Annotated in this window: 19 protein-coding genes; 7 read left to right on the top strand and 12 right to left on the bottom strand. The window is 65.8% G+C overall.

Features of this window, described 5'->3' with window-relative positions; genetic code table 11:
• The first annotated feature begins 190 nt into the window (after positions 1 to 190).
• Complete coding sequence (locus QU595_RS01825) at positions 191 to 709, top strand: GcrA family cell cycle regulator (RefSeq protein ID WP_315918571.1); 519 nt, start codon at positions 191 to 193, stop codon at positions 707 to 709.
• Positions 710 to 801: 92 nt separating this feature from the next.
• On the opposite strand, the gene QU595_RS01820 is transcribed toward QU595_RS01825, so the two are convergent.
• From QU595_RS01820 to QU595_RS01810, 3 genes are all read right to left on the bottom strand, one after another.
• Positions 802 to 1,809, bottom strand: coding sequence for a magnesium and cobalt transport protein CorA (locus tag QU595_RS01820; RefSeq protein ID WP_315918570.1), 1,008 nt, complete (start codon positions 1,807 to 1,809; stop codon positions 802 to 804).
• A gap of 55 nt (positions 1,810 to 1,864) precedes the next feature.
• Positions 1,865 to 2,587, bottom strand: a complete 723-nt coding sequence (gene phoU / locus QU595_RS01815; protein WP_315918569.1) for a phosphate signaling complex protein PhoU — start codon at positions 2,585 to 2,587, stop codon at positions 1,865 to 1,867.
• Between the two features lie 152 nt (positions 2,588 to 2,739).
• Positions 2,740 to 4,005, bottom strand: coding sequence for a sensor histidine kinase (locus QU595_RS01810; RefSeq protein WP_315918568.1), 1,266 nt, complete (start codon positions 4,003 to 4,005; stop codon positions 2,740 to 2,742).
• Between the two features lie 82 nt (positions 4,006 to 4,087).
• Here QU595_RS01810 and ppk2 point away from each other — a divergent pair, with 82 nt between their 5' ends.
• Positions 4,088 to 5,077 carry a polyphosphate kinase 2 gene (gene ppk2 / locus QU595_RS01805; RefSeq protein ID WP_315918567.1) on the top strand — a complete coding sequence of 330 codons (990 nt, stop codon included), beginning with the start codon at positions 4,088 to 4,090 and terminating at the stop codon, positions 5,075 to 5,077.
• On the opposite strand, the gene QU595_RS01800 is transcribed toward ppk2, so the two are convergent.
• A complete protein-coding gene (locus tag QU595_RS01800; RefSeq protein WP_315918566.1) occupies positions 5,028 to 7,052 on the bottom strand; it encodes a glycosyltransferase family 2 protein in 2,025 nt (674 codons plus the stop codon). The genes ppk2 and QU595_RS01800 overlap by 50 nt on opposite strands.
• 448 nt (positions 7,053 to 7,500) lie before the next feature.
• On the opposite strand from QU595_RS01800, the gene QU595_RS01795 reads away from it, so the two are divergent.
• Together QU595_RS01795 and QU595_RS01790 are read left to right on the top strand one after the other, a co-directional pair.
• Positions 7,501 to 8,304: a transporter substrate-binding domain-containing protein gene (locus tag QU595_RS01795; RefSeq protein WP_315918565.1), complete on the top strand. Its 804-nt coding sequence runs from the start codon at positions 7,501 to 7,503 to the stop codon at positions 8,302 to 8,304.
• Positions 8,305 to 8,411: 107 nt separating this feature from the next.
• Positions 8,412 to 10,067 carry a lysine--tRNA ligase gene (locus QU595_RS01790; RefSeq protein WP_315918564.1) on the top strand — a complete coding sequence of 552 codons (1,656 nt, stop codon included), beginning with the start codon at positions 8,412 to 8,414 and terminating at the stop codon, positions 10,065 to 10,067.
• On the opposite strand, the gene QU595_RS01785 is transcribed toward QU595_RS01790, so the two are convergent.
• The 8 genes from QU595_RS01785 to QU595_RS01750 all read right to left on the bottom strand — a co-directional run bounded on the left by QU595_RS01785 (position 10,027) and on the right by QU595_RS01750 (position 19,430).
• Positions 10,027 to 10,965 (bottom strand): thermonuclease family protein, encoded by a 939-nt coding sequence (locus tag QU595_RS01785; protein ID WP_315918563.1) that lies wholly within the window; start codon positions 10,963 to 10,965, stop codon positions 10,027 to 10,029. The two genes, QU595_RS01790 and QU595_RS01785, sit on opposite strands and share 41 nt — an antisense overlap.
• Positions 10,966 to 10,975: 10 nt before the next feature.
• Positions 10,976 to 11,629: a helix-turn-helix transcriptional regulator gene (locus tag QU595_RS01780; RefSeq protein WP_315918562.1), complete on the bottom strand. Its 654-nt coding sequence runs from the start codon at positions 11,627 to 11,629 to the stop codon at positions 10,976 to 10,978.
• 76 nt (positions 11,630 to 11,705) lie between these two features.
• Complete coding sequence (locus QU595_RS01775; RefSeq protein ID WP_315918561.1) at positions 11,706 to 13,928, bottom strand: FAD-dependent oxidoreductase; 2,223 nt, start codon at positions 13,926 to 13,928, stop codon at positions 11,706 to 11,708.
• 11 nt (positions 13,929 to 13,939) lie between these two features.
• Entirely contained in the window at positions 13,940 to 14,371 is a 432-nt protein-coding gene (locus tag QU595_RS01770; protein WP_315918560.1) for a YbaY family lipoprotein, read from the bottom strand.
• A gap of 2 nt (positions 14,372 to 14,373) precedes the next feature.
• Positions 14,374 to 15,582 (bottom strand): acetyl-CoA C-acetyltransferase, encoded by a 1,209-nt coding sequence (locus tag QU595_RS01765; RefSeq protein WP_315918559.1) that lies wholly within the window; start codon positions 15,580 to 15,582, stop codon positions 14,374 to 14,376.
• A gap of 53 nt (positions 15,583 to 15,635) precedes the next feature.
• Positions 15,636 to 16,805, bottom strand: a complete 1,170-nt coding sequence (locus QU595_RS01760; RefSeq protein WP_315918558.1) for an acyl-CoA dehydrogenase family protein — start codon at positions 16,803 to 16,805, stop codon at positions 15,636 to 15,638.
• A gap of 21 nt (positions 16,806 to 16,826) precedes the next feature.
• Positions 16,827 to 18,623 carry an acyl-CoA dehydrogenase C-terminal domain-containing protein gene (locus QU595_RS01755; RefSeq protein ID WP_315918557.1) on the bottom strand — a complete coding sequence of 599 codons (1,797 nt, stop codon included), beginning with the start codon at positions 18,621 to 18,623 and terminating at the stop codon, positions 16,827 to 16,829.
• A gap of 345 nt (positions 18,624 to 18,968) precedes the next feature.
• Positions 18,969 to 19,430 carry a MerR family DNA-binding transcriptional regulator gene (locus QU595_RS01750; RefSeq protein WP_315918556.1) on the bottom strand — a complete coding sequence of 154 codons (462 nt, stop codon included), beginning with the start codon at positions 19,428 to 19,430 and terminating at the stop codon, positions 18,969 to 18,971.
• Positions 19,431 to 19,863: 433 nt separating this feature from the next.
• Between QU595_RS01750 and QU595_RS01745 the strand changes: the two genes are divergently transcribed.
• The 3 genes from QU595_RS01745 (at position 19,864) to QU595_RS01735 (ending at position 25,626) form a co-directional block, all read left to right on the top strand.
• The gene (locus QU595_RS01745) at positions 19,864 to 23,727 is read left to right on the top strand and encodes a peptidoglycan-binding protein (protein WP_315918555.1); all 3,864 of its coding nucleotides are present in this window, start codon (positions 19,864 to 19,866) and stop codon (positions 23,725 to 23,727) included.
• Between the two features lie 190 nt (positions 23,728 to 23,917).
• Positions 23,918 to 24,841, top strand: coding sequence for a sulfite exporter TauE/SafE family protein (locus QU595_RS01740; protein WP_315918554.1), 924 nt, complete (start codon positions 23,918 to 23,920; stop codon positions 24,839 to 24,841).
• Entirely contained in the window at positions 24,841 to 25,626 is a 786-nt protein-coding gene (locus QU595_RS01735) for a TIGR02186 family protein (protein ID WP_315918552.1), read from the top strand. The genes QU595_RS01740 and QU595_RS01735 overlap by 1 nt, the downstream gene beginning before the upstream one ends.
• Positions 25,627 to 25,637: the final 11 nt, after the last annotated feature.

The following is a 25,637-nucleotide window of genomic DNA, read 5'->3' as shown; positions in this document are numbered from 1 at the left end:
CCGAAAAAACCGAATCCTGTTGCAGCCGGGACTCTTGTCACAGAGTCACCGCATAAGGTATTTGTGGGCTTGGAAATAACTAGATTTCGTGCGGCGGATCTAATCACCCCAGTAGATGTGGTGCCCGCCCGGCGAGAGCCGGATCGTGGAAGGATTCCGAAAGCCGCAGAATTCAAAGGAGCGCAGTCTCATGAACTGGACTGACGAGCGGGTCGAACTCCTGAGGAAACTTTGGTCGGAAGGTCTGAGCGCCAGCCAGATCGCGGCGCAGCTCGGCGGCGTCAGCCGCAACGCCGTCATCGGCAAGGTGCACCGGCTGAAGCTCTCCAGCCGGGGCCGCGCCACGGCCGCGCCGGCACGCCAGAAGAAGACCGCAGCACAGGGCACGATCACCAAGACGGTGACGCGCGCGGCCAGCACGCAGCGCCATACGACGGTTTCGATCGGCGCGACGGCGCTGCAGGTGCAGTTCGACGCCGAGCCGGTCGCGCGCCAGTATATCCGCCCGGTCGAGAACGTGGTGGTGCCGATCTCGCGCCGGCTCCAGCTCGTGGAACTGACCGAGCGCACCTGCAAATGGCCGAACGGCGACCCGTTGTCGGAGGATTTCCATTTCTGCGGCAACGACGCGGCCGAGACCGGGCCCTATTGCGCCTATCATTCCCGCGTCGCCTTTCAGCCGGCTTCGGAGCGTCGCCGGGCGAGATAGGCGCGCAGGGGGTGGAAGGCGTAGCTTTCGGGTGGCGAAGGACAGCCGGTGCTTTCCCTGCTGACCTGCTCCCGTAACTGCCCGTTCCCGTCCTAAAGCCAGCCGTTCTTGCGGAAGCGCCAGTAGAGCACGCTGCAGATCAGCGCGATCACGATCAGGATCGTGGGATAGGCATAGGGCAGTTTCAGTTCCGGCATATCGACGAAATTCATGCCGTATATGCCGGCAAGTGCGGTCGGCACGGCCAATATGGCCGCCCAGGCGGCGAGCTTCTTGGAAATCGCGGTTTCCTGGCTCTGGCCGACCAGCAGGCTCGCCTCGAAGGCGAAGGCCAGCACCTCGCGCAGGCTGTCCACCTTCTCCTGCACCGAACGGATATGGTCGGTCACGTCGCGGAACAGCGGGTGCATGGCGGCATTGATCTGCGGCAGGTCGGTTCCGGTGAGGCGCCGGCACACCTCCACCAGCGGAACGGCGGCGTTGCGCAGGCGCAGGAGGTCGCGCCGCAGCATATAGAGCCGTTCGATGCCGGCGGAATTCATCGGCCTGACGAGGACGCTGTCCTCGATCTCCTCCACCTCGTCTTCGATCTGTTCGAGGACGGGCATGTAGTTGTCCACGATGAAGTCGAGGATGGCGTAGAGGACGAAGTCCTCTCCCTTGGCCAGCGCATGCGGGCAGGACTCCCAATGCTGGCGCACCGTCGTGTAGGAGGTCGAAGGGCCGTGCCGCACGCTGACGATATAGCCCTTGCCGAGGAAGATATGCGTCTCCCCGAAGGTGACGCGCCGGTCGACCAACTGCACCGTGCGCGCGACGACGAAGAGCGCGTCGCCATATTGCTCGACCTTCGGCCTTTGATGGGCGTGCTCGGCGTCCTCGATCGCCAGGTCATGCAGGCCGAACTGCGCCTGCACGCGCAGGAGAAGCTCGCGATCCGGCTCCAGCAAGCCGATCCAGACGACATGGCCCTCCTTGCGGGCCCATTCGCCGGCCTGCTCGATGGGGATGTCGGCGACGCGACGGCCGGCGGAGTACACGCTCGACGCGACGACGCCAGCGGCCGGTTGCGCGGACGTGAAGGAACGTACGGCTTCCATGTCATCCTCCCGCCCTGAAAATAGCGCGGATCGCCACGCCCGGCGAGCCTTGCTGCTATTTCGGCGACCCGGCGTCGATCACCAGACGGTCCGTCCTGTCGTCCTTGGGGCGTTCCACCGGCATCTGCTCGCCGGTGACGATGTAATAGATGGTCTCGGCGATGTTGGTGGCGTGGTCGCCGATGCGCTCGATGTTCTTGGCGCAGAACAGCAGATGTGTGCAGGGCGTGATGTTGCGCGGGTCTTCCATCATGTAGGTCAGGAGCTCGCGGAACAGCGAGGTGTACATGGCGTCGATCTGGTCGTCGCGATCGCGCACGAAGCCGATGCGCTCGACCGAGCGCGAGGCGTAGACGTCGAGCACTTCCTTGAGCTGGGTCAGCGCCATGTTGGCCAGCGCCTCGATGCCACGGAACAGGCTGGTGGGCTGGCCGGCATCTGCCACCGCCATGACGCGCTTGGCGACGTTCTTGCCGAGGTCGCCGACGCGCTCGAGGTCGGCGGAAATGCGTATGGCGCCGACGATCTCGCGCAGGTCCGTCGCCATCGGCTGACGGCGCGCAATGATGATGATGGCCTTGTCGTCGATCTCGCGCTGGGCTTCGTCCAGCACGATGTCGTCGGCCACGACCTTGCGCGCGAGTTCCGGATCACCGCTCACCAAGGCGGCGACGGCCTGCTCGACCATGCGCTCGGCATGGCCGCCCATGGCGGCGATGCGCTTGGCCAGATATTTCAGCTCCTCGTCATAGGCGCTGACGATGTGCACCGACTGCATGGTGGCAAGCCTTCCGAAACCGCGCCGATTCGCGCTCTTTCGACCGCTCTACGCCTGTCATGTGACAAGCTGACGAAGGGTCAACCCAGCTTTAGCCCGGGCCGGCAGGCAATGCCAGCCCGGCGGTTGGCGGACAGTTGCACGCAAGCATTCTAGTTCGACGGCAAATGGACGGTGAAGGCCGAACCCTTGCCGATCTCCGACTTGATCGACAGGCGCGCATGATGGCGGGTGAGGATGTGCTTGACGATGGCGAGCCCCAGCCCGGTGCCCTTCTGGGCCCGGCTGGCCTCGGCGTCGATCCGGTAGAAGCGCTCGGTCACGCGCGGGATGTGCTCCTCGGCGATGCCGGGACCGAAGTCGCGCACGGTGACCTCGACGGCCGGTTCCGGGCCTTCGGTGCCCGGGACGATGCTGACCACGACGCGGCCGCCCGAGCGGCCGTATTTGCAGGCATTCTCGAGCAGGTTCTCGAACACCTGGAACAGTTCGTCGCGGTCGCCCGGAACCTCGAGCGGTTCGGCGGCGTATTGCCGCTCGATCACCATGCCGTTGTCGGCGGCGAGCGGCGCCAGCGAGTCGATCACGCTCTCGATGATCTGGCGCAGGTCCACGTTGGCGCCCGAGCGCAGGAAAGGCTTCATCTCCAGCCGCGACAGGGACAGAAGATCGTCGATCAGCCGCGACATGCGTTCGGTCTGGCTCTGCATGATCTGCAGGAACTGTTCGCGCGCGGCGGAATCGTTGCGGGCGGGGCCGCGCAGCGTCTCGATGAAGCCGGCGATGGAGGCCAGCGGCGTGCGCATCTCGTGGCTGGCATTGGCGATGAAGTCGGCGCGCATGCGGTCGATGCGGCGCGCCTCGCTCTGGTCCCTGAAGATCAGGACATGAAGGCCGGTGCCGTGGCCGACGGAGGTGGCGTCCACGCGATAGACACGCTCCACCGGCAGTTTCTCGACATAATCGACGGCTGCTGTGGAGACGGTGCCGGACATTACATTGTCCAGCAGGGTCTGCATCTCCGGCGCGCGGAATTTCAGCGGCAGCGACAGGCCGGGCGGCAACGTCCCGAAAGCGGCGACCGCCGCCGCATTGGCATGAACCACGCTGCCCGCGCGGTCGAAAACGATGAGCGGCGCGGGAACAGTCGCGGCCAGATATTCGCCCGACAGGAGTTGCAGGCCCTCGCCCTCCGCATTGCTGAAGCCGGAAGCGGTTTCCTCGAGCGAGCTGCGCAGCGAGAGCACGGCGGCCACGACCAGGAGGAGCGCCAGCGGCACGACATAGGCCCAGCGCCCGGCGAACAAATAGGTGACCAGCACAGCCCCCACCCCTGCAAGGGTGAGCCAGCGCGCTTCCCAAAGCCGATGGGCGATTTCGGCGGCCACGTGCCGATCCCGGCCGCTTGGTTCAACCATGCACGCTCCATGCGTCGTGACGCGCCGGCACGCAATCCTGACGCGAACTTCGCGCTGGACGCTGCCGAAGGCTCCCCATAGCATGAGTTCGCAAACTGTGAAGGGTGCGACCGACATGAAAGAGACCGACGGCACGCCGGACGAGAACGTCGCGGCCACCAGGACCGTGGACACGCTGCCGGATACGCCGATCCCGCCGATACAGATCAAAGTGAACGGCAAGGAGCGGGAGTTCGACGTCGAAGCGTCCGAATTGCCCGACTGGATCGAGAAGCACAAGCTCTCCGCCGGCGGCTATCCCTACGACAAGAAACTGAAGGGCGACGAGTACGATAAGACGCTGGAACAGTTGCAGATCGAACTGGTCAAGGCGCAGAAATGGCTGCAGGCCACCGGGCAAAGGGTGATGGCGCTGTTCGAGGGGCGTGACGCCGCCGGCAAGGGCGGCACGATCTTCGTGCTGCACCAGTATCTGAACCCGCGCAGCGCCCGCAACGTGGCGCTCGGCAAGCCCACCGAGACGGAGCGCGGCCAATGGTATTTCCAGCGCTACGTCACGCATTTCCCGACCGCCGGCGAATTGGTGAGCTTCGACCGCTCCTGGTACAACCGCGCCGGCGTCGAGCCGGTCATGGGCTTCTGCACGCCTCAGGAGCACGAGCAATTCCTGGAGGAAGTGCCGAATTTCGAACGCATGATCCGCCAGGACGGTGTTCATTTCTTCAAGTTCTGGCTGGATATCGGCCAGGAAACGCAGCTCGACCGTTTCCACGACCGCCGCCACAGCCCGCTGAAGAACTGGAAGTTCTCGCCCATCGACGTCGCCGGCCTGAGCAAATGGGACGCCTACACCAAGGCGCGCGACGAGATGTTCAGGCGCACTCATTCCGACAAGGCGCCCTGGATCGTGGTGCGGGCGAACGACAAGCGGCGCGCGCGGCTGGCCGTCATCCGCCGGCTCCTGCTCTCGCTTGCCTATGAGGGACGCGACAAGGAGGTGATCGGCAAGGAGGACAAGAAGATCATCGGCGAAGGTCCTTCCTTCCTCTCCAAACAGGCAAAGCAGGCCTAGGCGCGCTCTGGGGCGGACCGTCCCTGCGGGGCGACGGAGCCTGCCGGCCAAACGCAGACGGGGCACGTTCGTGCGGCGTCTTCTCCCACAGATGCGGCTGGCGCCACAATTGCCACAGGGCACGCCAGCCCGCGCATGACATCATGGCCCAATAGGGCAGCGTCAGCAGCACGACCTTCCAGAACCCGCGACGCTCCGTCCGCGTCAGCGTCTGCCAGCCGAGCAGGAGGAAGGAAAGGTAGCCGCAGGCTATGTTGACCGTATCGACGGTAAGCAGGACGACATCCATCCCGTCGGCCGGCACCGCCGAGACGAGACCGACCAGCAGAAAAAGAAAGGTCCCCAATAGAAGCGGATGAAGCAGGACCGAAGCCAGCATGCCGGCGAAAAGCACCTGCGCGACCAGAAACGAACCGAAGCCGAGATCGCGGGCCAGCACGACGGGACTGCGCATATGGACCAGCCAGGTCTGCGTCCAGCCCTTGAACCAGCGGGTGCGTTGCGGCAGCCAGACGCCGAGCCTTTTCGGAGCGGGCTCGTAGGTCGGGCTGGAGATGGTCTCCGCGCGATAGCCGAAGCGGGCCAGCCGCATGCCGAGATCGGCGTCCTCGGTCACGTTGAACGGATCCCAGCCACCCACCTTGTCGAGAGCCGCGCGCCGGAAATGGTTCGACGTGCCGCCGAGCGGCAGCATCAGCCGGCGCTGCGACAGCCAGGGCAGGAGCCCGCGGAACAGGCCCGCATATTCGAAGGCGAACATGCGCGCGATCATGCCTTCGCCCCGGTTGGAGATTTCCAGCGGCGCCTGCACCACCGCCAGGTCGGGGCCGCTTTCGCGGAAGCGCTGCCAGGCTTCGACAAGCTGCATGGGGTGCGGCTCGTCTTCCGCATCGTAGAGGGTGACGAAATCGCCGCCGGTCATGGGCAAGGCGTAGGACAGGGCCTTGGGCTTGGTGCGCGGCTGGCCGGGCGGCACCTCGACCACCTCCATGTGGGCCGGCAGCCGGCAGGCGCGAAGGGCAGCCAGCGTGGCTTCGTCGTCGGCTTCGCACACCAGCTTGATCTCCAGCCGGTGGCGCGGCCAGACCAGATGGTCCAGCGCCGCAAGGAGGCCGGGCACCATGGCGGCCTCCTTGTAAAGCGCCACCAGCACGGTGAAGACCGGCGCGTCGCCTTTCGGAACCGCGATCTCCTTTGCCCGCCGCTGCGCGCGGATGGACGCGACGGCGGCAAACCGCAGGGCCACGCAAGCGAAGAAGAACAGCGTGGCGAGAACGTGCAGCGTCCCCAGCACAAGGCCAGGCGCCAGGACCACGCCGACCGGCAGCGCGGTCAGCGCGATGCCCACCACGGTGCCTTGCCAGGCGCTGGGCACGATGCGCGCGGACATCGCCGGAAACTGCTCGAACAGCCCGTTGACCGCGGTCTTGGCAAGCTGCGGCCGGGCGCGCGCCAGCATGGCGACACGCATCGCCAAGGGGTCTGCGAGCTTGATGCGCGCGCCCAAGGAAGGAGACGTTTCCAGCTTCCGACGCATCACGCCCAGCGCGAAACGTTCCAGCGACATGACGAAGGAGATGCTGCCGTCCCTCTCGATGACCCTGACGGGAATGTGACCTGCACGACGCCGCAAAAGCAGGATCGCGTCTTCATCGCTGACAATCAGCCGCCGCGGATCGATCTCGTCCATGAGCCCGACGCCAAGATGTGCCGCCACCGCGCGCAGCACGGCGCGGCGGGCCACGACCTTGGAGTTCAACAAGCCGTCCGCAAAGCTGGCGCCCTCACCATGTGCGCGGGCAGCGATCGCTATCGCCATCTCCCGCGAAATGCGCAGCCGTTGCAGCACCGGCTGCCATTCGGCCAGTTCAGGGAAGGCGGTTTCGGCGAGCCCTGCCCCGTCATCCATCGGCCGCGGCGAACCGCGCGTCCTCGCTGCCGCGCCGTTTCCGGCGTCCAGATCCGTTATTCGCATGAGGTTTCCCGCCCGCGCCGTGGGTGCGCAGGCTCCTGCGAGCCCGCACTTGGCCAGTCTTCAGGATTTTGTGATCCCGACGCCTACCGGTACAGCGTCATTCGGAGCCGCGGCGGCCCTTCATGGGAAAGATCGCGCCGTGCTTTCGGTCGGACCCAAGGGGCCGAACACGCATTCTGTCGGAAAAACGTCCGCTCGTGAACGAAACTATACATCGCAACATCCACCCCATGTTGCAGGTCGATCCACGCGACCAATGCCCAACTAACCGTCGATCCGGCAACCCCTCGCCCGACCGCCGGCACCCCAGCTTCATGACAATAGCCGCAATTTTCGTCGTTGAAACCAAAAACCGTTGAGGCCGCCACTTTTTCGTTCCACAAGCATTGCGGGTTCGATGATGGGAATCTTGTTCGTGCTTCGGCGACTCGCTTTCGCACTGATTTCAATGTTGCTGGCCGCAAATGCCGTCCATGCGACGGAACCGCAGCCGCCCATATTCTGGGATGCCAACGAGCGCCTGGCCAAGCCGGACCTCAGCGCCTTGCCCAGGCTGCGGTTCCTGACCACCACGGACTTCCCGCCGTTCAATTTCCTCGACCAAGAAGGCCGCCTTTCAGGCTTCCATGTCGACCTTGCGCGCGCGATCTGCGCGGAACTGGCATTGGCCGACCGCTGCCAGATACAGGCGCTGCCCTGGAACGAACTGGACGCCGCGCTGGAGAAGGGCGACGGCGAGGCGATCATCGCCGGCATCGCCGCAACGGCCGAGACGCGGCTGAAATATTCCTTCTCGCACAGCTACCTGCAATTCCCCGCCCGCTTCGCGATGCTGAAGACGAAGGCGCTGTCCGAACCCCTTTATCAGGGGCTGCGCGGCAAGCGGGTCGGCGTTCTGGCCGGCTCGGCGCATGAGCAGATGCTGCGCGGCTATTTCGGCATGGTCGAGGCCGTCACCTATTCGAAATCCGACGACCTCTATGCCGATCTCAAGGCCGGAAAGATCGACGCCGTGTTCGGCGACGGCATGCGGCTGGCGTTCTGGCTGGCCGGCTCGGAAGCCGGGGGCTGCTGCCGTTTCGCCGGCGGGCCCTATCTGGCTCCGGAATATCTTGGCACGGGCCTTGCCATCGCGACCAAGCCAGGCGACGACAAACTGACCGATGCCTTCGACTATGCGCTGCAGCAGATTTCCGTCAAAGGCACCTTTGCCGAACTCTACCTGCGGTATTTTCCCGTCAGCTTCTACTAAGAAGCGCGCGGCAGGCCGGAAAAACGCGCGCAATCGTTGACGCTCCGGTCTGCGGCGCATAGAGCGGAGCGGTCGGTTTCGCCCGACAGAACCGCAGGACGCTTGACATGGCTGAACTTCCCCCGATCGATCTCAACCCCGAACTTCTGGCCGCGGCCGCCGAGAGCAAGGCGTGGCCGTTCGAGGAAGCCAAAAAGATCATCGCACGCCATGCCAAGACGGGATTGCCCGAAACCGTGCTGTTCGAGACCGGCTACGGCCCGTCCGGCCTGCCGCATATCGGCACCTTCGGCGAAGTCGCGCGTACCACCATGGTGCGCCACGCCTTCCGCGTGCTGACGGAGGACAAGGTCAAGACGCGGCTCCTGTGCTTCTCGGACGACATGGACGGGATGCGCAAGATCCCCGACAACGTGCCGGACCGCAAGGCGCTGGAACCCTTTCTGCATATGCCGCTGACCTCGGTGCCCAATCCGTTCGGCGGCAATTACGAAAGCTTCGGCCACCACAACAACGCGATGCTGCGCCGTTTCCTCGACACGTTCGGCTTCGACTACGAGTTCGCCAGCGCCACGGATTATTACAAGTCCGGCCGGTTCGACGACGTGCTTTTGCGCGCGGCCGAGCGCTATGACGACATCATGGCGGTGATGCTGCCGACGCTGGGCGAGGAACGGCAGGCGACCTATAGCCCCTTCCTGCCGATCTCGCCGAAGACAGGGCGCGTGCTCTATGTGCCGATGAAGCAGGTCGACGCCAAGGCCGGCACCATCACCTTCGACGACGAGGACGGCACGGAAACGACCCTGCCCGTCACCGGCGGCAGGGTGAAGCTGCAATGGAAGCCGGATTTCGGCATGCGCTGGGCCGCGCTCGGCGTCGATTTCGAGATGTTCGGCAAGGACCACCAGACCAATGCGGCGATCTACGACCGCATCTGCGTGATCCTCGGGGGTCGCGCGCCGGAGCATTTCGTCTACGAGCTTTTCCTGGACGAAGTAGGCCAGAAGATCTCCAAATCGAAGGGCAACGGGCTGACCATCGACGAGTGGCTGACCTATGCGCCGACTGAAAGCCTCGGCCTCTACATGTTCCAGAAGCCGCGCGTGGCCAAGAAGCTCTATTTCGACGTCATCCCGCGTGCGGTGGACGAATACTACCAGTTCCTTTCGGCCTATCCGAAGCAGGACTGGAAGAACCGCCTCGGCAATCCGGTCTGGCACATGCACAACGGCAATCCGCCGGCCATCGACCTGCCGGTGCCGTTTGCGCTGCTGCTCAACCTGGTCAGCGCCTCCAACGCGCAGAACAAGGACGTGCTGTGGGGCTTCATCTCGCGCTATGCGCCGGGCGTCACCCCCGCCACGCATCCGGAACTGGACAAGCTGACCGAATACGCAATCCGCTATTTCGACGACTTCGTGAAGCCGACCAAGGTGTTCCGCGCGCCCGACGAGATCGAACGGGATGCACTGGAAAAGCTGGCGGCCGCGCTATCGGCGCTGCCGGCCGGTGCCGACGGCGAGGCGATCCAGACTGCCGCGCTCAATGTGGCGCGCAAGATCGAGCGTTACCAGGACCATTCCAAGCAGAGCCCGGAAGGCGGGCCCGGCGTGTCGGTCGCCTTCTTCCAGATGATCTACCAGGTACTGCTCGGACAGGAACGCGGCCCGCGTTTCGGCTCCTTCGCGGCGCTCTACGGCGTGGCCGAAACCGTCGCCCTCATTCGGCAGGCGCTGGCGGGAAGCCTGGCGGTGGCGTAGCCGCAGGCCCGGCCGGCGGCGCGGTCGTCGTGCCGGACAGGTCGAGGATCGAAGATGGCCGCTGCCCTTCGCCGGGCAGCGGCGCGACGACGACCGACGGTTCCGGCGGCAGGTTGGAGAGGTCCGGCGCCGGACCGAAAACGCCCTTCTTCGCCTCGCTGGCCGTCTTGCCCGCATCGGCGTAGGGACCGCCTGCCGCCGCGCGCGCCCAGCCGTTCTCGACCAGCCATTGGCCGATATCCTCCTTGCCGATGCGGCATTGCGTCCGGACAGGTCCGGTGCCGCTGCCTTCGGGCGCGTCGCAGGTCACGGCACGCCCGCGCAGGAAGGCGCGGAACGCCGTGCGCGCCCTGAGGCCGCAGGCCCATTCCTTGCCGGCATCGTCCGTGCAGGTTTCATCCGGCTTCACCACATCGATGCCGGAAAGCTCGACGGAATGTCCCTTCGATTCGATCTCGCCTGCGGCATTGGCGACAGGCTGGAACAGCGGCTCGCCCTTCCATTCGTCCTGTTCTTTCGCGGCCGGTTCGCCCGCATCCGGCTGCTTCGGCTTCAAGGGACCCGCCAGCGACAGGTCGCTCAGCGGCGGTCGCGGCGCCACCCGCTCCAGCGGGCCGGATGCGTCATCGGATCGCGGCGCCATTTCGGGATCGATCGAGCGCGTCGGCGACTGGGGCGCCGGAGGTGCCGGATCCGCCTGCGGTTCATCGGCCGTTGCGTCCGCGTCCGGGACAGGCGGCATCTCGTCGGAGCCGTCATCGGCCGCAGGCGGCAAATCCTGCGGCAGGTCGGTCTCGATCTTGACCTCGTTGCGCGCCAGATGCTGGCGGCCGGCCGAAACGGCCACGAAGCCGGCCAGCAGCATGGCGACGGCAAGCGCTATATGGGGTATCCGCATGCGTCTCGGCCTACTGGCTCGCCCAGACGATGCGCGCCACCCATTCGACCTCGGCCATGGGCAGGTCGCGATCGGGATGGGCGGGATTGAGCGAGACCAGCGAGATGGAACGCGCCGTCTGCCGTTCCAGCACCTTGGCCATGACCTCGCCCGTGCTGGTCTTGACCACGACGCGGTCGCCCTTGCGAACGGCAGCGCCCGGCTCGACGATCAGCACGTCGCCGTCGCGATAGAGCGGCAGCATGGAATCGCCCTGCACCTTGAGCGCGTAGGAGCCGTCCCTGGACTGCGCCGGAAGTTCGATCAGGTCCCAGCCCTGGCCGACGGGAAAGCCGGCGTCGTCGAAGAAGCCGCCGGCGCCAGCCTGGGCGAAGCCGACCAGCGGCACGCCCTGCCGCCGCGCCGCGATGTTCCGTTCCGGGCGTTGCAGCATGCGGTCCTCGACCAGGGCGATGAACTCGTCCAGGGTGGCGCCGGTCGCTTCCATGATCTTGGCCAGCGATTCGGTCGACGGCCAGCGCGGGCGGCCGTCCGAGGATTGCCGCTTCGATTTGTTGAAGGCAGTGGAATCGAGGCCCGCACGCTTGGCGAGCCCCGAGGCCGAAAGCGAATGCCGCTCGGCCAGAGCGTCGATGGCGGCCCAGACGCGATCATGCGAGAGCATCAAGCCCTCCCGGACAGGAAAAAATACCTTTCCCTTCTAGCGTCCGCATCCGGGCTTGTCCATGAGGAACTCCCCTTCAGGCCGCCTCTCTCGACGCCGGCTTTGTATAGGGATCGAAGCGCTGGTAGAAGGTCTCGCCCTTCTGCGCCATGTCGTGGAGCAGCTTCGGCGCCTTGAACTCGGCGCCGTATTTCTTCTGCAACCGCTTGGCCAGCTTGACGAACTTCTCCGCGCCCATGCCGTCGATGTAGGACAGCGTACCGCCGGTATAAGGCGCGAAGCCGAAGGCCAGTATGGAGCCGACATCGGCCTCGCGCGGATCGGTGACGATGCCTTCCTCCATTACGCGCGCCGCTTCCAGAGCGATGACGACCAGCAGGCGCTGCTTCAATTCCTCGAAGTCGATCGCGTCGGGATCCTGCTGCCTGTAGAGGTCCTTCAGTCCCGGCCACAGCTTCTTCTTCGCGGGCTTGGCGGGATAGTCGTAGAAGCCCTTGCCGTTCTTGCGGCCGAAACGGCCATGGGTGTCCACCATGGTGTCGATGAGCTTCATCTGCGCGGGATCGATCGCCTTATCGCCGAGGTCGCGGATGGTCTGGCGCATGATCTTCTGGGCGAGGTCGATGGCCGTCTCGTCGGTGAGCGCGAGCGGCCCGACCGGCATGCCGGCCGCACGGGCGGCGTTCTCGATCATCGGCGCCGGCACGCCTTCGATCAGCATCTTGTAGGCTTCCGACATGTAGCGCAGCACGCAGCGGTTGACGTAAAAGCCGCGCGTGTCGTTGACGACGATCGGCGTCTTCTTGATCGCCCGCACATAGTCGATCGCCACCGCCAGCGCCTTGTCGCCGGTCTTCTTGCCGAGGATGATCTCGACCAGCATCATCTTGTCGACCGGCGAGAAGAAATGGATGCCGATGAAGTTCTTCGGCCGCGCCGAATTCTTCGCCAGCGACGTGATCGGGATGGTGGAGGTGTTGGAGGCGAAGACGGCAGCGGGCTTCAACGCCTGCTCCGCCTGCTCGGTCGCAGCCTTCTTCACGGCGGAATCCTCGAATACCGCCTCGACCACGAGGTCGGAGCCGGCAAGATCGCCGTAGTCTGCGCTCGGCGTGATGAGCGCGAGCAGCTTGTCCTTGTCCTCCGGCCTGGCGCGGCCCTTCCTTATGAGCCCGTCCATCAGTTCGGCGGAATGCGCCTTGCCCTTCTCGGCGGAAGCCATGTCGCGGTCGACCAGAACGACCGGAATGCCGGCCCTGGCCGTCACATAGGCGATGCCGGCGCCCATGAAACCGGCGCCGATGACGCCGATCTTTTTGAATTTGGTCGGCGCCACGCCCTCGGGACGGCGCGCGCCCTTGTTGAGTTCCTGCAAGGAGACGAACAGCGAGCGGATCATCGCCGCCGCTTCCTTCGACTGCATGATCTCGGTGAAATAGCGCGTCTCGATCCTGAGCGCGGTGTCGAACGGCACCAGCAGCCCTTCATAGACGCATTTCAGGATCGCGGCTGCGGCCGGATAGTTGCCGTAGGTCTCGCGGCGCAGGATGGCGATGGCCGGCGGCCACAGGTTTGCGCCCGCCGCCGAATAGACCGGACCGCCGGGCAGCTTGAAGCCCTTCTCGTCCCAGGGCTGCACCGGCCTGAGGCCGGCCGCGATCATCGCCTTGGCCGCGTCGACCAGCTTTTTCGGCTCCACGACGTCATGGATAAGGCCCATGGCCTTGGCCTTCTGCGGCGTCAGGTTCTGGCCGGAGGTGAGCATCTGCAACGCCTGCTGCTGGTCGGTCAGGCGCGGCACGCGCTGCGTTCCGCCCGCGCCGGGGAAGATGCCGACCTTGACCTCCGGCAACGCCATCCGGACGCTGTCGGAATTGGCCGCGACACGGCCGTGGCAGGCCAGCGACATCTCGAAGGCGCCGCCCATGCAGGTGCCGTTGATGGCCGAAACCCAGGGCTTGCCGCAGGTCTCGAGCTTGCGGAACAGCCGGCTCATATAACCGGCGGTATCGAACAGTTTCTGCGCCGCGGCGGCGTGGTCCTTGCGGCTTTCGGCCGCGAAAGTGGCGAGCATCTTCTGCAGCATGGAAAGGTCCGCGCCGCCGGAGAAACTGTCCTTGCCGGAGGTGACGACCGCGCCCTTGATGCCGGCGTCGCCCGCCACCTTGTCCACGATGGCGTTCAATTCCTGCATGACCTCTTCGGTGAAGACGTTCATGGAACGGTCGGGCATGTTCCAGGTGACGAGGGCGATGCCGTCGGCGTCGATGTCGAGGGTGAAGTTCCTGTAGTCAGCCATTTGCCTGCCCCTCAGTAAAGGATCGGTTCGATGGTCAGGGTGGCCGTGCGGCCGCCCCGGTAGCGCTGCTTGGAGGTGTTGATCGCGGTGAGCCGGCCATTGCGCTCGAGCCGCACGGTGAAGCCCGGATCGGCCGCCCTTGCCAGCGCCGCGCGCGGAACGTTCATCTCGAACGGCACCGTGCGACGGCGGCCGTCGCTGCGCACCCTTGCAGAAGCGATCTGCCGGGCAGCCTTGTCCATGACGCCCTGCTCTTCCAGCCGGATGGTGAGCACGCCCACCGGCAACGGGCCGTTGGCGGCATAGCGCACCACGCCGCGCAGCCGCAGCAAACCGCGTTCGCGCGCGGGGCTCACCGCCTGTGCCAAGGTCGTGCCGGCGGCCGTCGCAACAGTCGCAAGCCCGAGCATCGAAAGCAGGGCGCGTCGTGTGATCGCGGCCATCGTCACACTCTCTCGATGATGGTGGCGGTGCCCATGCCGGCGCCGATGCAGAGCGTGACCAGCGCGGTGTTGAGGTCGCGCCGCTCCAACTCGTCCAGCACGGTGCCGAAGATCATCGCGCCGGTAGCGCCCAGCGGGTGGCCCATGGCGATCGCTCCGCCGTTGACGTTGATCTTGTCGTGCGGAATGTCGAACGCCTGCATGTAGCGCAGCACGACGGAGGCGAAGGCCTCGTTCAGCTCGAACAGGTCGATGTCCGAGAGCTTCATCTTGGCGCGTTTCAGCAGCTTCTGCGTCACATCGACGGGCCCGGTCAGCATCATGACCGGCTCGGAGCCGATATTGGCGAAGGCGCGGATGCGGGCGCGCGGCTTCAGACCCATGGCCTTGCCGCCCTTCTTCGAGCCCAGCAGCACCGCGGCCGCGCCATCGACGATGCCGGAGGAATTGCCGGCATGATGGACGTGGTTGATCTCCTCCAGCTCCGGATAGCGCTGGACGGCGACGGCGTCGAAGCCGCCCATCTCGCCGGGCATGACGAAGGACGGGTTGAGCGAAGCCAGCGCCTGCATGTCGGTGGCGGGACGCATATGCTCATCATGGTCGAGGATCATGAGACCGTTCTGGTCCTTGATCGGGATGACGGAATGCTTGAACCAGCCTTTTTCCCACGCCTTGGCCGCCCGCTTCTGGCTCTCGACCGCATAGGCGTCGACGTCGTCGCGCGAGAAACCGTATCTGGTGGCGATGAGGTCGGCCGAGATGCCCTGCGGCACGAACCACGCCGGCAGGCCCACCGAAGGATCCATGAACCAGGAGCCGCCCGACATGCCCATGCCGACGCGGCTCATGCTCTCCACGCCGCCGGCAATGACGATATCGTCCGACCCTTGCGCGATCTTGGCGGCGCCGAAATTGATCGAGTCCAGCCCGCTGGCGCAGAAGCGCGAGATCTGCATGCCGGGCGCCTTGTTGTCGTAGCCGGCCTCGAAGGCCGCGGCGCGCGGGATGACCGAGCCGGCTTCGCCGACCGGATCGACGCAGCCGAAGATGATGTCGTCCACCTCGGCCGTGTCCAGTCCGTTGCGGTCGCGGATGGCTTCCAGCGCGCGGGCGGCAAGCCGCACGGCCGGCACCTCGTGCAGGGAGCCGTCCTTCTTGCCCTTGCCGCGCGGCGTGCGCACGGCGTCGTAGACATAAGCTTCAGCCATTTTCTTCTCCTTTGCCGCCGCACCCGGCTGCGGGCAGATTCATTCCGGACACCCTAGAGGCTGCGCGCGATCAGCAGTTTCATGATCTCGTTGGTGCCGCCGTAGATGCGCTGCACGCGGGCGTCGCGATACATGCGCGCGATGGGGTATTCGTTCATGTAGCCATAGCCGCCGAACAATTGCAGGCATTCGTCCACAACTTTGCCCTGCAGGTCGGAGAGCCAGTATTTCGCCATGGAGGCGGTCGCCGCGTCCAGCCCGCCCGCCACATGGCGCGCCACGCAATCGTTATAGAAGGTGCGGCCGATGGTGATCTCGGTCTTCAGTTCGGCGAGCTTGAACTGGGTGTTCTGGAAATCGAGGATCGGCTTGCCGAAAGCCTTGCGCTCCTTGACGTAGTCCAAGGTCGCGGCAAGCGCGCGTTCGGCCATGGCCACGGCCTGGCCGCCGATCAGAAGGCGCTCCTGCGGCAATTGCTGCATCAGTTGGATGAAGCCCTGCCCCTCCTCGGCGCCCAGCAGGTTGGAGGTCGGCACGAAAACGTCGTTGAAGAACAGTTCCGACGTGTCGTTCGCCTTCAGCCCGATCTTGTCGAGGTTGCGCCCGCGCTGGAAGCCTTCCACCTCGTCGGCCTCCACCACGATAAGCGACGTCCCCTTCGCGCCCTGCGAGGGATCGGTCTTGGTGACCACCACGATGAAATTGGCGTTCTGGCCGTTGGTGATGAAGGTCTTGGAGCCGTTGATGCGGTAGCGGTTGCCGTCCTTCTGCGCACGCGTCTTCACGCCTTGCAGGTCGGAGCCGGCACCCGGCTCCGTCATGGCGATCGCGCCGATCAGTTCGCCCGTCGCCAGCTTCGGCAGCCACTTCTTCTTCTGCTCCTCCGAGCCGTAGTGGAGAATATACGGCGCGACGATGGCGTTGTGCAGCACGATGCCGAAACCATCGACGCCCGCATGGCCGACGGCATCGATGATGGCGCTCTCATGCGCGTATGTGCCGCCGGCGCCGCCATATTGCTCGGGCATGGATGCGCAAAGCAGGCCGGCCGCGCCCGCCTTTTCCCAGGCCGAGCGGTCGACGATCTCGTTCTTCTCGTAGTCGTCGTAATGCGGAACGATCTCGTCTTCCATGAAGCGCCGCGCCATGTCGTAGAGCATGGCGACGTCTTCCGTGACCCATGCGGGCTTCGGCAGGGCGAGCACTTCGGCGGGATCGGTCATGGAACGCCTCCTTCGCCTAGCCTAGAACGCCTCCACTGGCAGCGCCATCATGCTGTCGGCGCCGGACGCGATGCGGGCCAGGTGGGCGGCGGTTTCGGGCATGACGCGCTCTATGAAGAAGCGCGCGGTGACCAGCTTCGCCTCGTAGAAGGCGGCATCGTCGCCGGCGCCGTCGGAGAGTTTGTCCTGCGCGGCCTTCGCCATGCGGGCCCACATGTAGCCCAGCGCCACCAGCCCGAAGAGATGCAGGTAGTCGGTCGAGGCAGCACCTGCATTGTCGGGCTTCTGCATGGCGTTCTGCATCAGCCAAAGCGTCGCCGCCTGCAGGTCGTTAAGCCCTTTCTTCACGGCCTTGGTGAAGGGCGCCATCTTCTCGTCAGATCGATGCTCCTCGCAGAAGTCGCCGACCTCCTTGAAGAAGGCCTGCACGGCGCGGCCGCCGTTCATGGCGAGCTTGCGCCCGACCAGGTCGAGCGCCTGGATGCCGTTGGCGCCCTCGTAGATCATGGCGATGCGGGCATCACGCACGAACTGGCTCATGCCATGCTCTTCGATATAGCCGTGGCCGCCGAACACCTGCTGCGCCATCACCGCATGCTCGAAGCCCTTATCGGTGAGCACGCCCTTCACGATCGGCGTCATCAGGCCCATGTGGTCGTCGGCCGCCTGGCGGTCCTTGTCGTCGCCGGAGCGATGCGCCACGTCCGACTTCAGCGCCGTCCACAGCACCAGCGCGCGCCCGGCCTCGTTGAAGGCACGCATCGTCATCAGGCCGCGACGGATGTCGGGATGGACGATGATCGGATCGGCCGGCTTTTCGGGCGCCTTCGGCCCGGACAGGGAGCGGCCCTGCAGGCGCTCCTTCGCATAGGAAACCGCGTTCTGGCTGGCCACCTCGCCCATCGAAAGGCCCTGCAGGCCGACGCCGAGCCGCGCCTCGTTCATCATGGTGAACATGGCCCTCAGGCCGCCATTCTCCTCGCCGAGCAGATAACCCTCGGCCTCGTCATAGTTCATGACGCAGGTGGCGTTGCCGTGGATGCCCATCTTTTCTTCGATGGAGCCGCAGGACACGCCATTGCGCTCACCCGGATTGCCGGAAGCGTCCAGCCGGTACTTGGGCACGATGAACAGCGAGATGCCCTTGGTGCCGGCGGGAGCGCCCTCGATGCGCGCCAGCACCAGATGGACGATGTTGTCGGCCATGTCGTGCTCGCCGGCGGAGATGAATATCTTCTGCCCGGAAATCCGGTAGCTGCCGTCGCCGTTCGGCACCGCCCTGGTGCGCAGCAGGCCCAGGTCGGTGCCGCAATGCGGCTCGGTCAGGTTCATGGTGCCGGTCCATGTCCCGTCGATCAGCTTCGGCAGCCAGGCGGCCTTCTGCTCGTCGCTGCCATGGGCAATGAGCGCCGCGATGGCGCCCTGCGTGAGGCCGGCATACATCATCAACGCCATGTTGGCGGAGGAAAGATATTCGCCGACCGCCGTATGGAGAACGTAAGGCAGGCCCTGTCCTCCATATTCGACCGGCGCGGCCAGCCCCATCCAGCCACCGGCGCGGTATTGGTCGAAAGCCTCCTTGAAACCCTTCGGGGTCGTCACCGAGCCGTCGTCGTTGCGCACGCAGCCTTGCGTGTCGCCGACACGGTTGAGCGGATGCATGACGTTCTCGGCCAGCTTCGCCCCTTCGGCCAGGATCGCCTCCAGCACGTCGGCGGAGGCGTCGGAGAAGCCGGGAAGATTGGCGTGGCGCTCGTAGCCGAGAACCTCGTTCAACACGAACAGCGTGTCCCGGACGGGAGCTGCATAAACCGGCATCGCGTCTTCCTCCAAAGGTGCCAAGGACAGCGACCGCCACCGTGGACGAGGCATCGGCCGATGTCGAGGGCCGGGATATCAAATATTGACGTTTGCGTAAACGTCAATCTGATGGCGGTGAAAAATTCCGAAGCAGCCGGTCACCTATCGGCGCCGACACCAATCCCGACGAAGCCTCGGCTGCGCCCCCTTCAGCGGGCGCCGGTACGGACATCGCACTAAAGCGGCAGATGTATCCTGAAGGGATGCCGGCGGAACGAAACGGCGGTCATCCGGGACAAGGAGTTGAAGAGGAAGATCGGACGCGCGCCCGGATCTCGGCAGCGCCGGCCGCCGGAGCCGGCCTCAGTTCGCGGCGGTCGAGCCCGTCGCGCCGCGCTCGGCCAATTGGTGCCGCACCGCCGACATGACGTTCTCCAGTTCGCCGACGGCGTCATCGATCAGCTCACGCTGCTTGCGCAGCCGAACGAGCTGCTTTTCCGACTTGTCCAGCGCGAGCTTGAGCTGGCGGACATTCGAGCCGCGCGGATCATAAAGGTCCAGCATCTGCTTGACGTCGCGCAGCGAGAAACCGACCTTGCGGCCGAGCAGGATCAGTTTCAGCCGCACCCAGTCGCGGCGGCTGTAGAGGCGGGTCGCCCCCTCGCGCTTCGGGCTGAGCAGGCCCTTGTCCTCGTAGAAGCGCAGCGCGCGAAGCGTCACGCCGAAGGCCTTGGCCATCTCGCCGATGCGGAAGACCTCCTGGTCGGGATTGTGCGGCAAATCGGTAAGGTCGGCCGCGGTTTCGGCAGCAGTCATAGACGTCATGGTTTCATCATCCAGATGCGGCGGGCACGTGGCAGCGCCTGGATTACGGGCGGTCCGACCGCCCGGCGCCGCGGTTTTCAACACGGAAACCCGCAAGCGGCACATTAGATGCCACTTACGTTTACGTAAAGGATGTACCGCAATCGGCGGGGCTTGCGCAAGCCTTGCGCGTCAAAATGCCCTTTCGTCCCGCCGGTCCATTTCCTGCGCCTCCTTAAGCTTGGTTAACGCCTTGTTTACCTTGATGAGTGAATTGTGCGCATGTCGGTCTCCCGTGTTTATCTCGTATCGAATTTTTCACGGTTTCTCGGAGCGCGGGTGAACAGCCCGGGAAGCACGCTTTCGCTGCTGCATACGGCACAGCCGCTTTGGTCCCGACGGGGATTTGGGGACAAGCCGGTCAGGAACCGGCCATTTCGAAACGGGCGTGTCGATGAACACCAAGCGGTCCTACCTCGAAACTCTCAATGCCGGCAGGCAGCGCAAGCCGTACACCACGCTGGAACAGCTGAACCGTTCGCTCGAGACGCTGGAGCAGCGCCTGGAGCGCGGCCGCGAGGAACTATCCGGCAGGTCGCCCCGTGAAGAGACGCCCGCCGCCGAGCCCCGCTACGCACGCGCGGAACCCTATGGCCAGCAGCGGATGCGAGGCTTCGAGTCGCCCCGCGTCCCGCAAGGCAGCTACGAAACCTACCGCGCAGCTCAGCGCCCCACCGAGGGCGCTGCGCGCTACGAGCAAGGCTACCAGTCGCTGGCGCGCGATCTCGACCGCATGCGCGGACAGGAGGACGGCACGGCGGCGGCGAGCCGCATCGCCGGTGAATTGCGCGACCTGCGCCAGGAATTGCACCACCAGATGACCGCCGGCCTGCATCGCGAGTTCGAGGCCCTGCGCCGCGACATCGAGCGCGCCATGCATTCCGCGCCCCAGGCCCGCGACAGCGCGGCGCTCGGGCTGGAATTCGAACGCCTGTCCGGCGCCATCCGCACCCTGTCTGAAAAGAGCGACGACAAGGGCATCAACCTCATGCGGCTGGAGATGGAGCAAATGCGCTCCGCCATCGACACGCTGGCGCGCGAGGAAAGCGTGCAGGCCGTCGACCGCCGCTGGGACGATTTCGACCGCCGCTGGGACGCGCTCGAGACCCGGGTCGAAAAGATCGACCGCCGCGCCGACGATCCCGCCATCGCCCTGCTGGCCGAACGCATCGACCAGATCGGCGAGACGCTGGCCAAGCTGCCTGAATCGCTGTCGCTGCGGTCGCTGGAAGAAAAGATGCGCACGCTGGCCGGCGCCGTGGATCATTTCGTCACCCAGCAGGGCGGTCGCGCAGGCGACACCTTCGCCATGATCGACGAGCGGCTGGATGAAATCTCGCGCGCCATCGTGGCCTCCAGCATGGCCGCACAGGCCAGCACTTCCGACCAGACGGCGTTCGAGCGCGTGGAACAGCGCGTCGCCGAATTGGCCCGGCAGATCGAGGAGGTCGCGCAATACCGGCCCGGCAGCGAGATGCTGGAGCGCCTCGCCTTCCTCTCCAGCCGCATCGACGACATCGCGGCACGCGCCGACCTGCCCGAGCAGATCCTCGACCGCCTCGGCCGGCAGATCGCCCTGATCGCCGAGCGGGTCGACCAGGCTCCCGCCGTCCCCGACATGTCGCACATCTTCGGCGAACTGGAGCAGCGCTTCGAACTGCTTTCCGCCACGATCGAGCGCAGGCAGGGGGACGTGCTGGAACAGAGCCACGTGCTGTTCCGCGACCTCGAGCACCGTCTCGACGAAGTGGCCGACAAGCTGGATCGCCGCATGTACGAGCCGGCGTTCGACGGCGCGGGCTTCATGGAAGCCATCGACGCGCGTTTCACCGCCCTGGCGCAAAGCCTGGAAGCGACCGCTTCCAACAATGCCGGACAGGCAGCGCTGCGCGGGCTGGAAAGCCGGCTGGAGGATATTTCCAACCGGCTGGATACGTCCGCGACGCAGGTCGCGAACGTCGATCCCGACCTCATCCGCAGCCTGGAGGCGCAGGTTGCCGGACTGGCCGAGCATCTTTCCAAACCCGGGACGCCCCTGCCCGAATTCGAGGATATCGCGCCGCGCATCGAGAAGATCGAGCAGTCGCTGGCCGAAAACCGCGGCTCCATCCTGGAAGCCGCGCGCGAGGCGGCCGAAAGCGCGGTCCGCTCGCTTGGACCGTCCGCCGCGGCGGCCCCCGCCGTCACCGGCCTCGCCCAGGACCTCAAGACGCTGGAATCGCTGACGCGGCGTTCCGACGAGCGCAACGCCCGCACCTTCGAGGCCATACACGACACGTTGCTCAAGATCGTCGACCGGCTGGGATCCCTGGAAGGCGGCGCGGGCGAACCGGAAGAACAGGTTTCGCGAAAGATCGCCGTGCCGGATGCGCCGACGATCGCGCTCGACGAGCCATTGCCCCTCGACGCGGCCACGGGATCGGCCGCCATGCAGCTCACTCCGGCACAGGCCGCGGTGGCTGCGGCGCAGGCAGCGCTCGGCACGGAAACCATCGCCGACGGCGCGCAGCAGGCCGGTCGCAGGAAGTCCATGCTGGGCGGACTGGCGCGCGCCTTCAGCGGGCGCAAGGGCACGCCCGAAGCCCAGCCGGAACCGGCCGTCGAGCCGACGCTCGACACGGGGAGCGTGGGGCTGGACCAACCACTCGAGCCGAAGCTGATCAACCAGCCGCTCGAGCCCGGCTCGGGCGCGCCGGACCTCAACGCCATCATGAAGCGCGTGCGCGACGAGCGCGGCCAGCCTGCCAAGCGGAGCGAAACCGATGCTTCCAAGGCTGACTTCATCGCCGCCGCCCGGCGGGCGGCGCAGGCGGCTGCGGCAGAAGCCGAGTCGCTGAAGAAACAGGCCGCCGTGCGCGGCCCGGTCAAGGCTTTGCGCCTGGGCGACCTGCTGAAGGCACGGCGCAAGCCGATCCTGATGGCGGCGGCGGCGATCATGCTGGCGCTGGCCGGCCTGCAGCTCGGCAAGGCGTTTCTCTCCAGCCCGGAACGGACTGCCGTCAACGACGCCCAGCCGGCTGTCGAGCAGACCGCCAAGATCGCCCACGCCGACCATCCCGCCCAGATCGCGGCGATCGGCAAGGCCGGCGAACCGGCAATGGCCGACACGCAACCCGGGCAGCCGGTCCGGACCGTCGGCCAAAGCGGACCGAATCAGCCCGGACCCAAGGCGGAAGCGACCCCGCCGGCGCCCTCCGCCGCCGCTGCGGGCGCAACACCGGCAGCCGTGGCCGATCCGCAGCCGGCGGCCAGCCAGCCGGCGAACGTGCAACTGATCGCAACGCCGGTGTCGCCCCTGTCCCAGGACGAGGCTGCACCCTCCGAAGCCGGCAACGACCCGGCCACGGACAACGCAGCCGAGACGGCGCCGGCCGCCAGCCCGACGGCAGCGGCGGCTCCCGTCAGGCTCGACGTGCCGGCCGAAATCCAGCCGGCGGCGCTGCGCGACGCGGCGGCCGGCGGCGACGCCAAGGCGATGTTCGAGATCGCCTCGCGCTATGCCGAGGCGCGCGGCGTGAAGGAGGACATGGCGACCGCGGCCAAATGGTATCAGAAAGCGGCCGAGCAGGGCTTCGCGCCAGCCGAATACCGCATCGGCAATTTCTACGAGAAGGGTCTGGCAGGCGAGCGCGACATCGCCAAGGCCAAGACCTGGTACCAGCTTGCCGCCGAGCAGGGCAACGCCAGCGCCATGCACAATCTGGCCGTGCTGTTCGCCATGGGTCCCGACGGGACCGCCGACAACCAGTCCGCCGCAAAGTGGTTCCAGCGCGCGGCCGAACTCGGCGTCAAGGACAGCCAGTTCAATCTCGGCATTCTGGCCGCGAAGGGCGTCGGCGTGCCGCAGGACCTGGAAGCATCCTACAAATGGTTCGCCCTGGTGGCCAAGGGCGGCGACAAGGACGCGGCGGCCAAGCGCGACGAAATCGCCAAGGCGCTTCGTCCCGAGCAGCTCGAACGCGCGCGCCAGTCCACCGAACTGTGGAAGGCCAAGCCGCTCGACCAGGCCGCGAACGAGGTAGCGATCCCGGCCGCGTGGGAGGATGCGCCCGCCACCACCGCCAGCGTCGACATGAAGAAGGCGGTACAGAACATCCAGCGCATCCTGAACAAGAACGGCTATGACGCCGGCGGCATGGACGGCGTGATGGGCGACAAGACCAAGAAAGCGATCATGGCCTTCCAATCCGACAGCGGCCTGGCGGCGACCGGCGAGGTGGACCAGCAACTGGTCCAGGCGCTGCTGGCGCGCAAATAACGACCCGGGCGTCGCTTTCGGCGGGGCCTTGCCTTAGATTCGCCCTTAACTGATTGAGTTGTTTTCGTGTTTCGACACCCCCGCGGCGCAGGCCGGCGGGGGTGCCGGTGCAAGAACAGGTTAGCTTTTCGGTGATATAGGTCGTGGCGGGGGCATTCGCCTCATTGCAGCAAGGGTCGAGACCAGACGGGTGGGCATCTATCTTCCGATCGCAGAAATTTCGGTCAACGTCTTCGTCATCCTGGCGATGGGCGCAGCGGTCGGCTTCCTGTCGGGCATGTTCGGCGTGGGCGGCGGCTTCCTCATCACGCCGCTGCTGATCTTCTACAACATCCCGCCGGCCATCGCCGTGGCGACCGGCGCAAACCAAGTCATCGCCTCGTCCTTTTCGGGCGCGCTTTCGCACATGAAGCGCGGCACGCTCGACTTCAAGCTGGGCTTCGTGCTGCTTGCGGGCGGCGTGGTCGGCTCTACCGCCGGCATCTACGTGTTCGCGCTGCTGCGAAGTCTCGGCCAGCTCGACCTGTTCATCTCGCTGCTCTACGTGGTGCTGCTGGGCTCGGTCGGCGGGCTGATGCTCTACGAAAGCGTCAACGCGCTTCGCATCGCGCGCAGCGGCGTGGTTCCCGCGCTGAAGAAGCCGGGGCAGCACAACTGGATCCATCGCCTGCCCTTCAAGATCCGCTTCCGCGCCTCCAAGCTGTTCGTCAGCGTCATTCCGGTGATAGCGCTCGGCGCGGCGATCGGCTTCCTCTCCTCCATCATGGGCGTCGGCGGCGGATTCATCATGGTGCCCGCCCTGATCTACCTGCTGCGCGTGCCGACCAACGTCGTCATCGGCACCTCGCTGTTCCAGATCATCTTCACCTCGGCCTATACGACGCTGGTGCACGCCAGCACCAACTACACCGTGGACATCATGCTGGCCTTCGTGCTGATGGTGGGCGGCGTGGCCGGGGCGCAATATGGCGCCAAGGCGGGGCAGAAGCTGCGCGGCGAGCAGTTGCGCGCGCTGCTGGCGCTGCTGGTGCTGGCCGTGGCGCTCAGGCTGGCAGTCGACCTTTTCGTGACGCCGCCCAATCGCTATTCGCTTTCGCTGGAAGGCCTGGGCTGATGCTGCGTTCGGCGGTCTGCGCGGCACTGCTGGCCCTTTCCTTCGCGTCCGTGCCCGCCCGTGCGCAGTCGCCGCACGACGAAAGCATCCAGATCGGCCTTTCCACCGACACGATCACCATCACCGCAGGCTTTTCCGGCACCGACCTCACCATCTTCGGCGCGCTGGCCGACACCGATCCGCTCATCGCCCGCCAGGGCCGCTACGACGTCATCGTGGTGCTGGAAGGCCCTGCCCGTCCGATCGTGGTGCGGCGCAAGGACCGCGTGCTGGGCATGTGGATCAACATGCAGTCGGAGACGTTCGAGAACGTGCCGATGTCCTATTCGGTCGCCACGACGCGTCCGTTCCAGGACATCACTGAACCGAACAGCTACAAGCAGCTTTCGCTCGGCGTCTCCTATCTCTACCTTCAGCCGGCCGAAGCGGACCAGAGCCCGAAAACCATCGAGGAGTTCACCGCGGCGCTGCGCCAGCGCAAGGGGGCCGTAGGCCTCTACAGCGAAAATGTCGGCGGCGTGCAGTTCCTGTCGCAGAACCTGTTCCGCGCCACCGTGCGGCTGGCTCCCGACGTTCCGGTCGGCACCCACAAGGCGCGTGCCTTCCTGTTCAAGAACGGCATCTTCGTGCGGGAAAATTCCGCCCAGCTCGAAATCCGCAAATCCGGTTTCGAGCAGACCGTCTACAGGCTGGCGCACAATCACGGGCTTTTCTTCGGCTTCCTCGCCGTCGGCCTCGCCATGTTCACGGGCTGGGCCGGCCGCGTCGTCTTCCGCAAGGATTGAGGCGGCAGTCG

The sequence above is a fragment of the Mesorhizobium sp. SP-1A genome, from assembly GCF_032460275.1.
Classification (GTDB): Bacteria; Pseudomonadota; Alphaproteobacteria; order Rhizobiales; family Rhizobiaceae; genus Mesorhizobium.
Note: the sequence above shows the minus strand (reverse complement) of the source record. Positions and strands in the feature narration are given on the sequence as shown.

Coding starts and splice junctions, on each gene's coding strand:
- QU595_RS01825 (WP_315918571.1), top strand. CDS start 191: ATGAACTGGACTGACGAGCGGGTCGAACTCCTGAGGAAACTTTGGTCG.
- QU595_RS01820 (WP_315918570.1), bottom strand. CDS start 1,809: ATGGAAGCCGTACGTTCCTTCACGTCCGCGCAACCGGCCGCTGGCGTC.
- phoU (WP_315918569.1), bottom strand. CDS start 2,587: ATGCAGTCGGTGCACATCGTCAGCGCCTATGACGAGGAGCTGAAATAT.
- QU595_RS01810 (WP_315918568.1), bottom strand. CDS start 4,005: ATGGTTGAACCAAGCGGCCGGGATCGGCACGTGGCCGCCGAAATCGCC.
- ppk2 (WP_315918567.1), top strand. CDS start 4,088: ATGAGTTCGCAAACTGTGAAGGGTGCGACCGACATGAAAGAGACCGAC.
- QU595_RS01800 (WP_315918566.1), bottom strand. CDS start 7,052: ATGCGAATAACGGATCTGGACGCCGGAAACGGCGCGGCAGCGAGGACG.
- QU595_RS01795 (WP_315918565.1), top strand. CDS start 7,501: ATGTTGCTGGCCGCAAATGCCGTCCATGCGACGGAACCGCAGCCGCCC.
- QU595_RS01790 (WP_315918564.1), top strand. CDS start 8,412: ATGGCTGAACTTCCCCCGATCGATCTCAACCCCGAACTTCTGGCCGCG.
- QU595_RS01785 (WP_315918563.1), bottom strand. CDS start 10,965: ATGCGGATACCCCATATAGCGCTTGCCGTCGCCATGCTGCTGGCCGGC.
- QU595_RS01780 (WP_315918562.1), bottom strand. CDS start 11,629: ATGCTCTCGCATGATCGCGTCTGGGCCGCCATCGACGCTCTGGCCGAG.
- QU595_RS01775 (WP_315918561.1), bottom strand. CDS start 13,928: ATGGCTGACTACAGGAACTTCACCCTCGACATCGACGCCGACGGCATC.
- QU595_RS01770 (WP_315918560.1), bottom strand. CDS start 14,371: ATGGCCGCGATCACACGACGCGCCCTGCTTTCGATGCTCGGGCTTGCG.
- QU595_RS01765 (WP_315918559.1), bottom strand. CDS start 15,582: ATGGCTGAAGCTTATGTCTACGACGCCGTGCGCACGCCGCGCGGCAAG.
- QU595_RS01760 (WP_315918558.1), bottom strand. CDS start 16,805: ATGACCGATCCCGCCGAAGTGCTCGCCCTGCCGAAGCCCGCATGGGTC.
- QU595_RS01755 (WP_315918557.1), bottom strand. CDS start 18,623: ATGCCGGTTTATGCAGCTCCCGTCCGGGACACGCTGTTCGTGTTGAAC.
- QU595_RS01750 (WP_315918556.1), bottom strand. CDS start 19,430: ATGACGTCTATGACTGCTGCCGAAACCGCGGCCGACCTTACCGATTTG.
- QU595_RS01745 (WP_315918555.1), top strand. CDS start 19,864: ATGAACACCAAGCGGTCCTACCTCGAAACTCTCAATGCCGGCAGGCAG.
- QU595_RS01735 (WP_315918552.1), top strand. CDS start 24,841: ATGCTGCGTTCGGCGGTCTGCGCGGCACTGCTGGCCCTTTCCTTCGCG.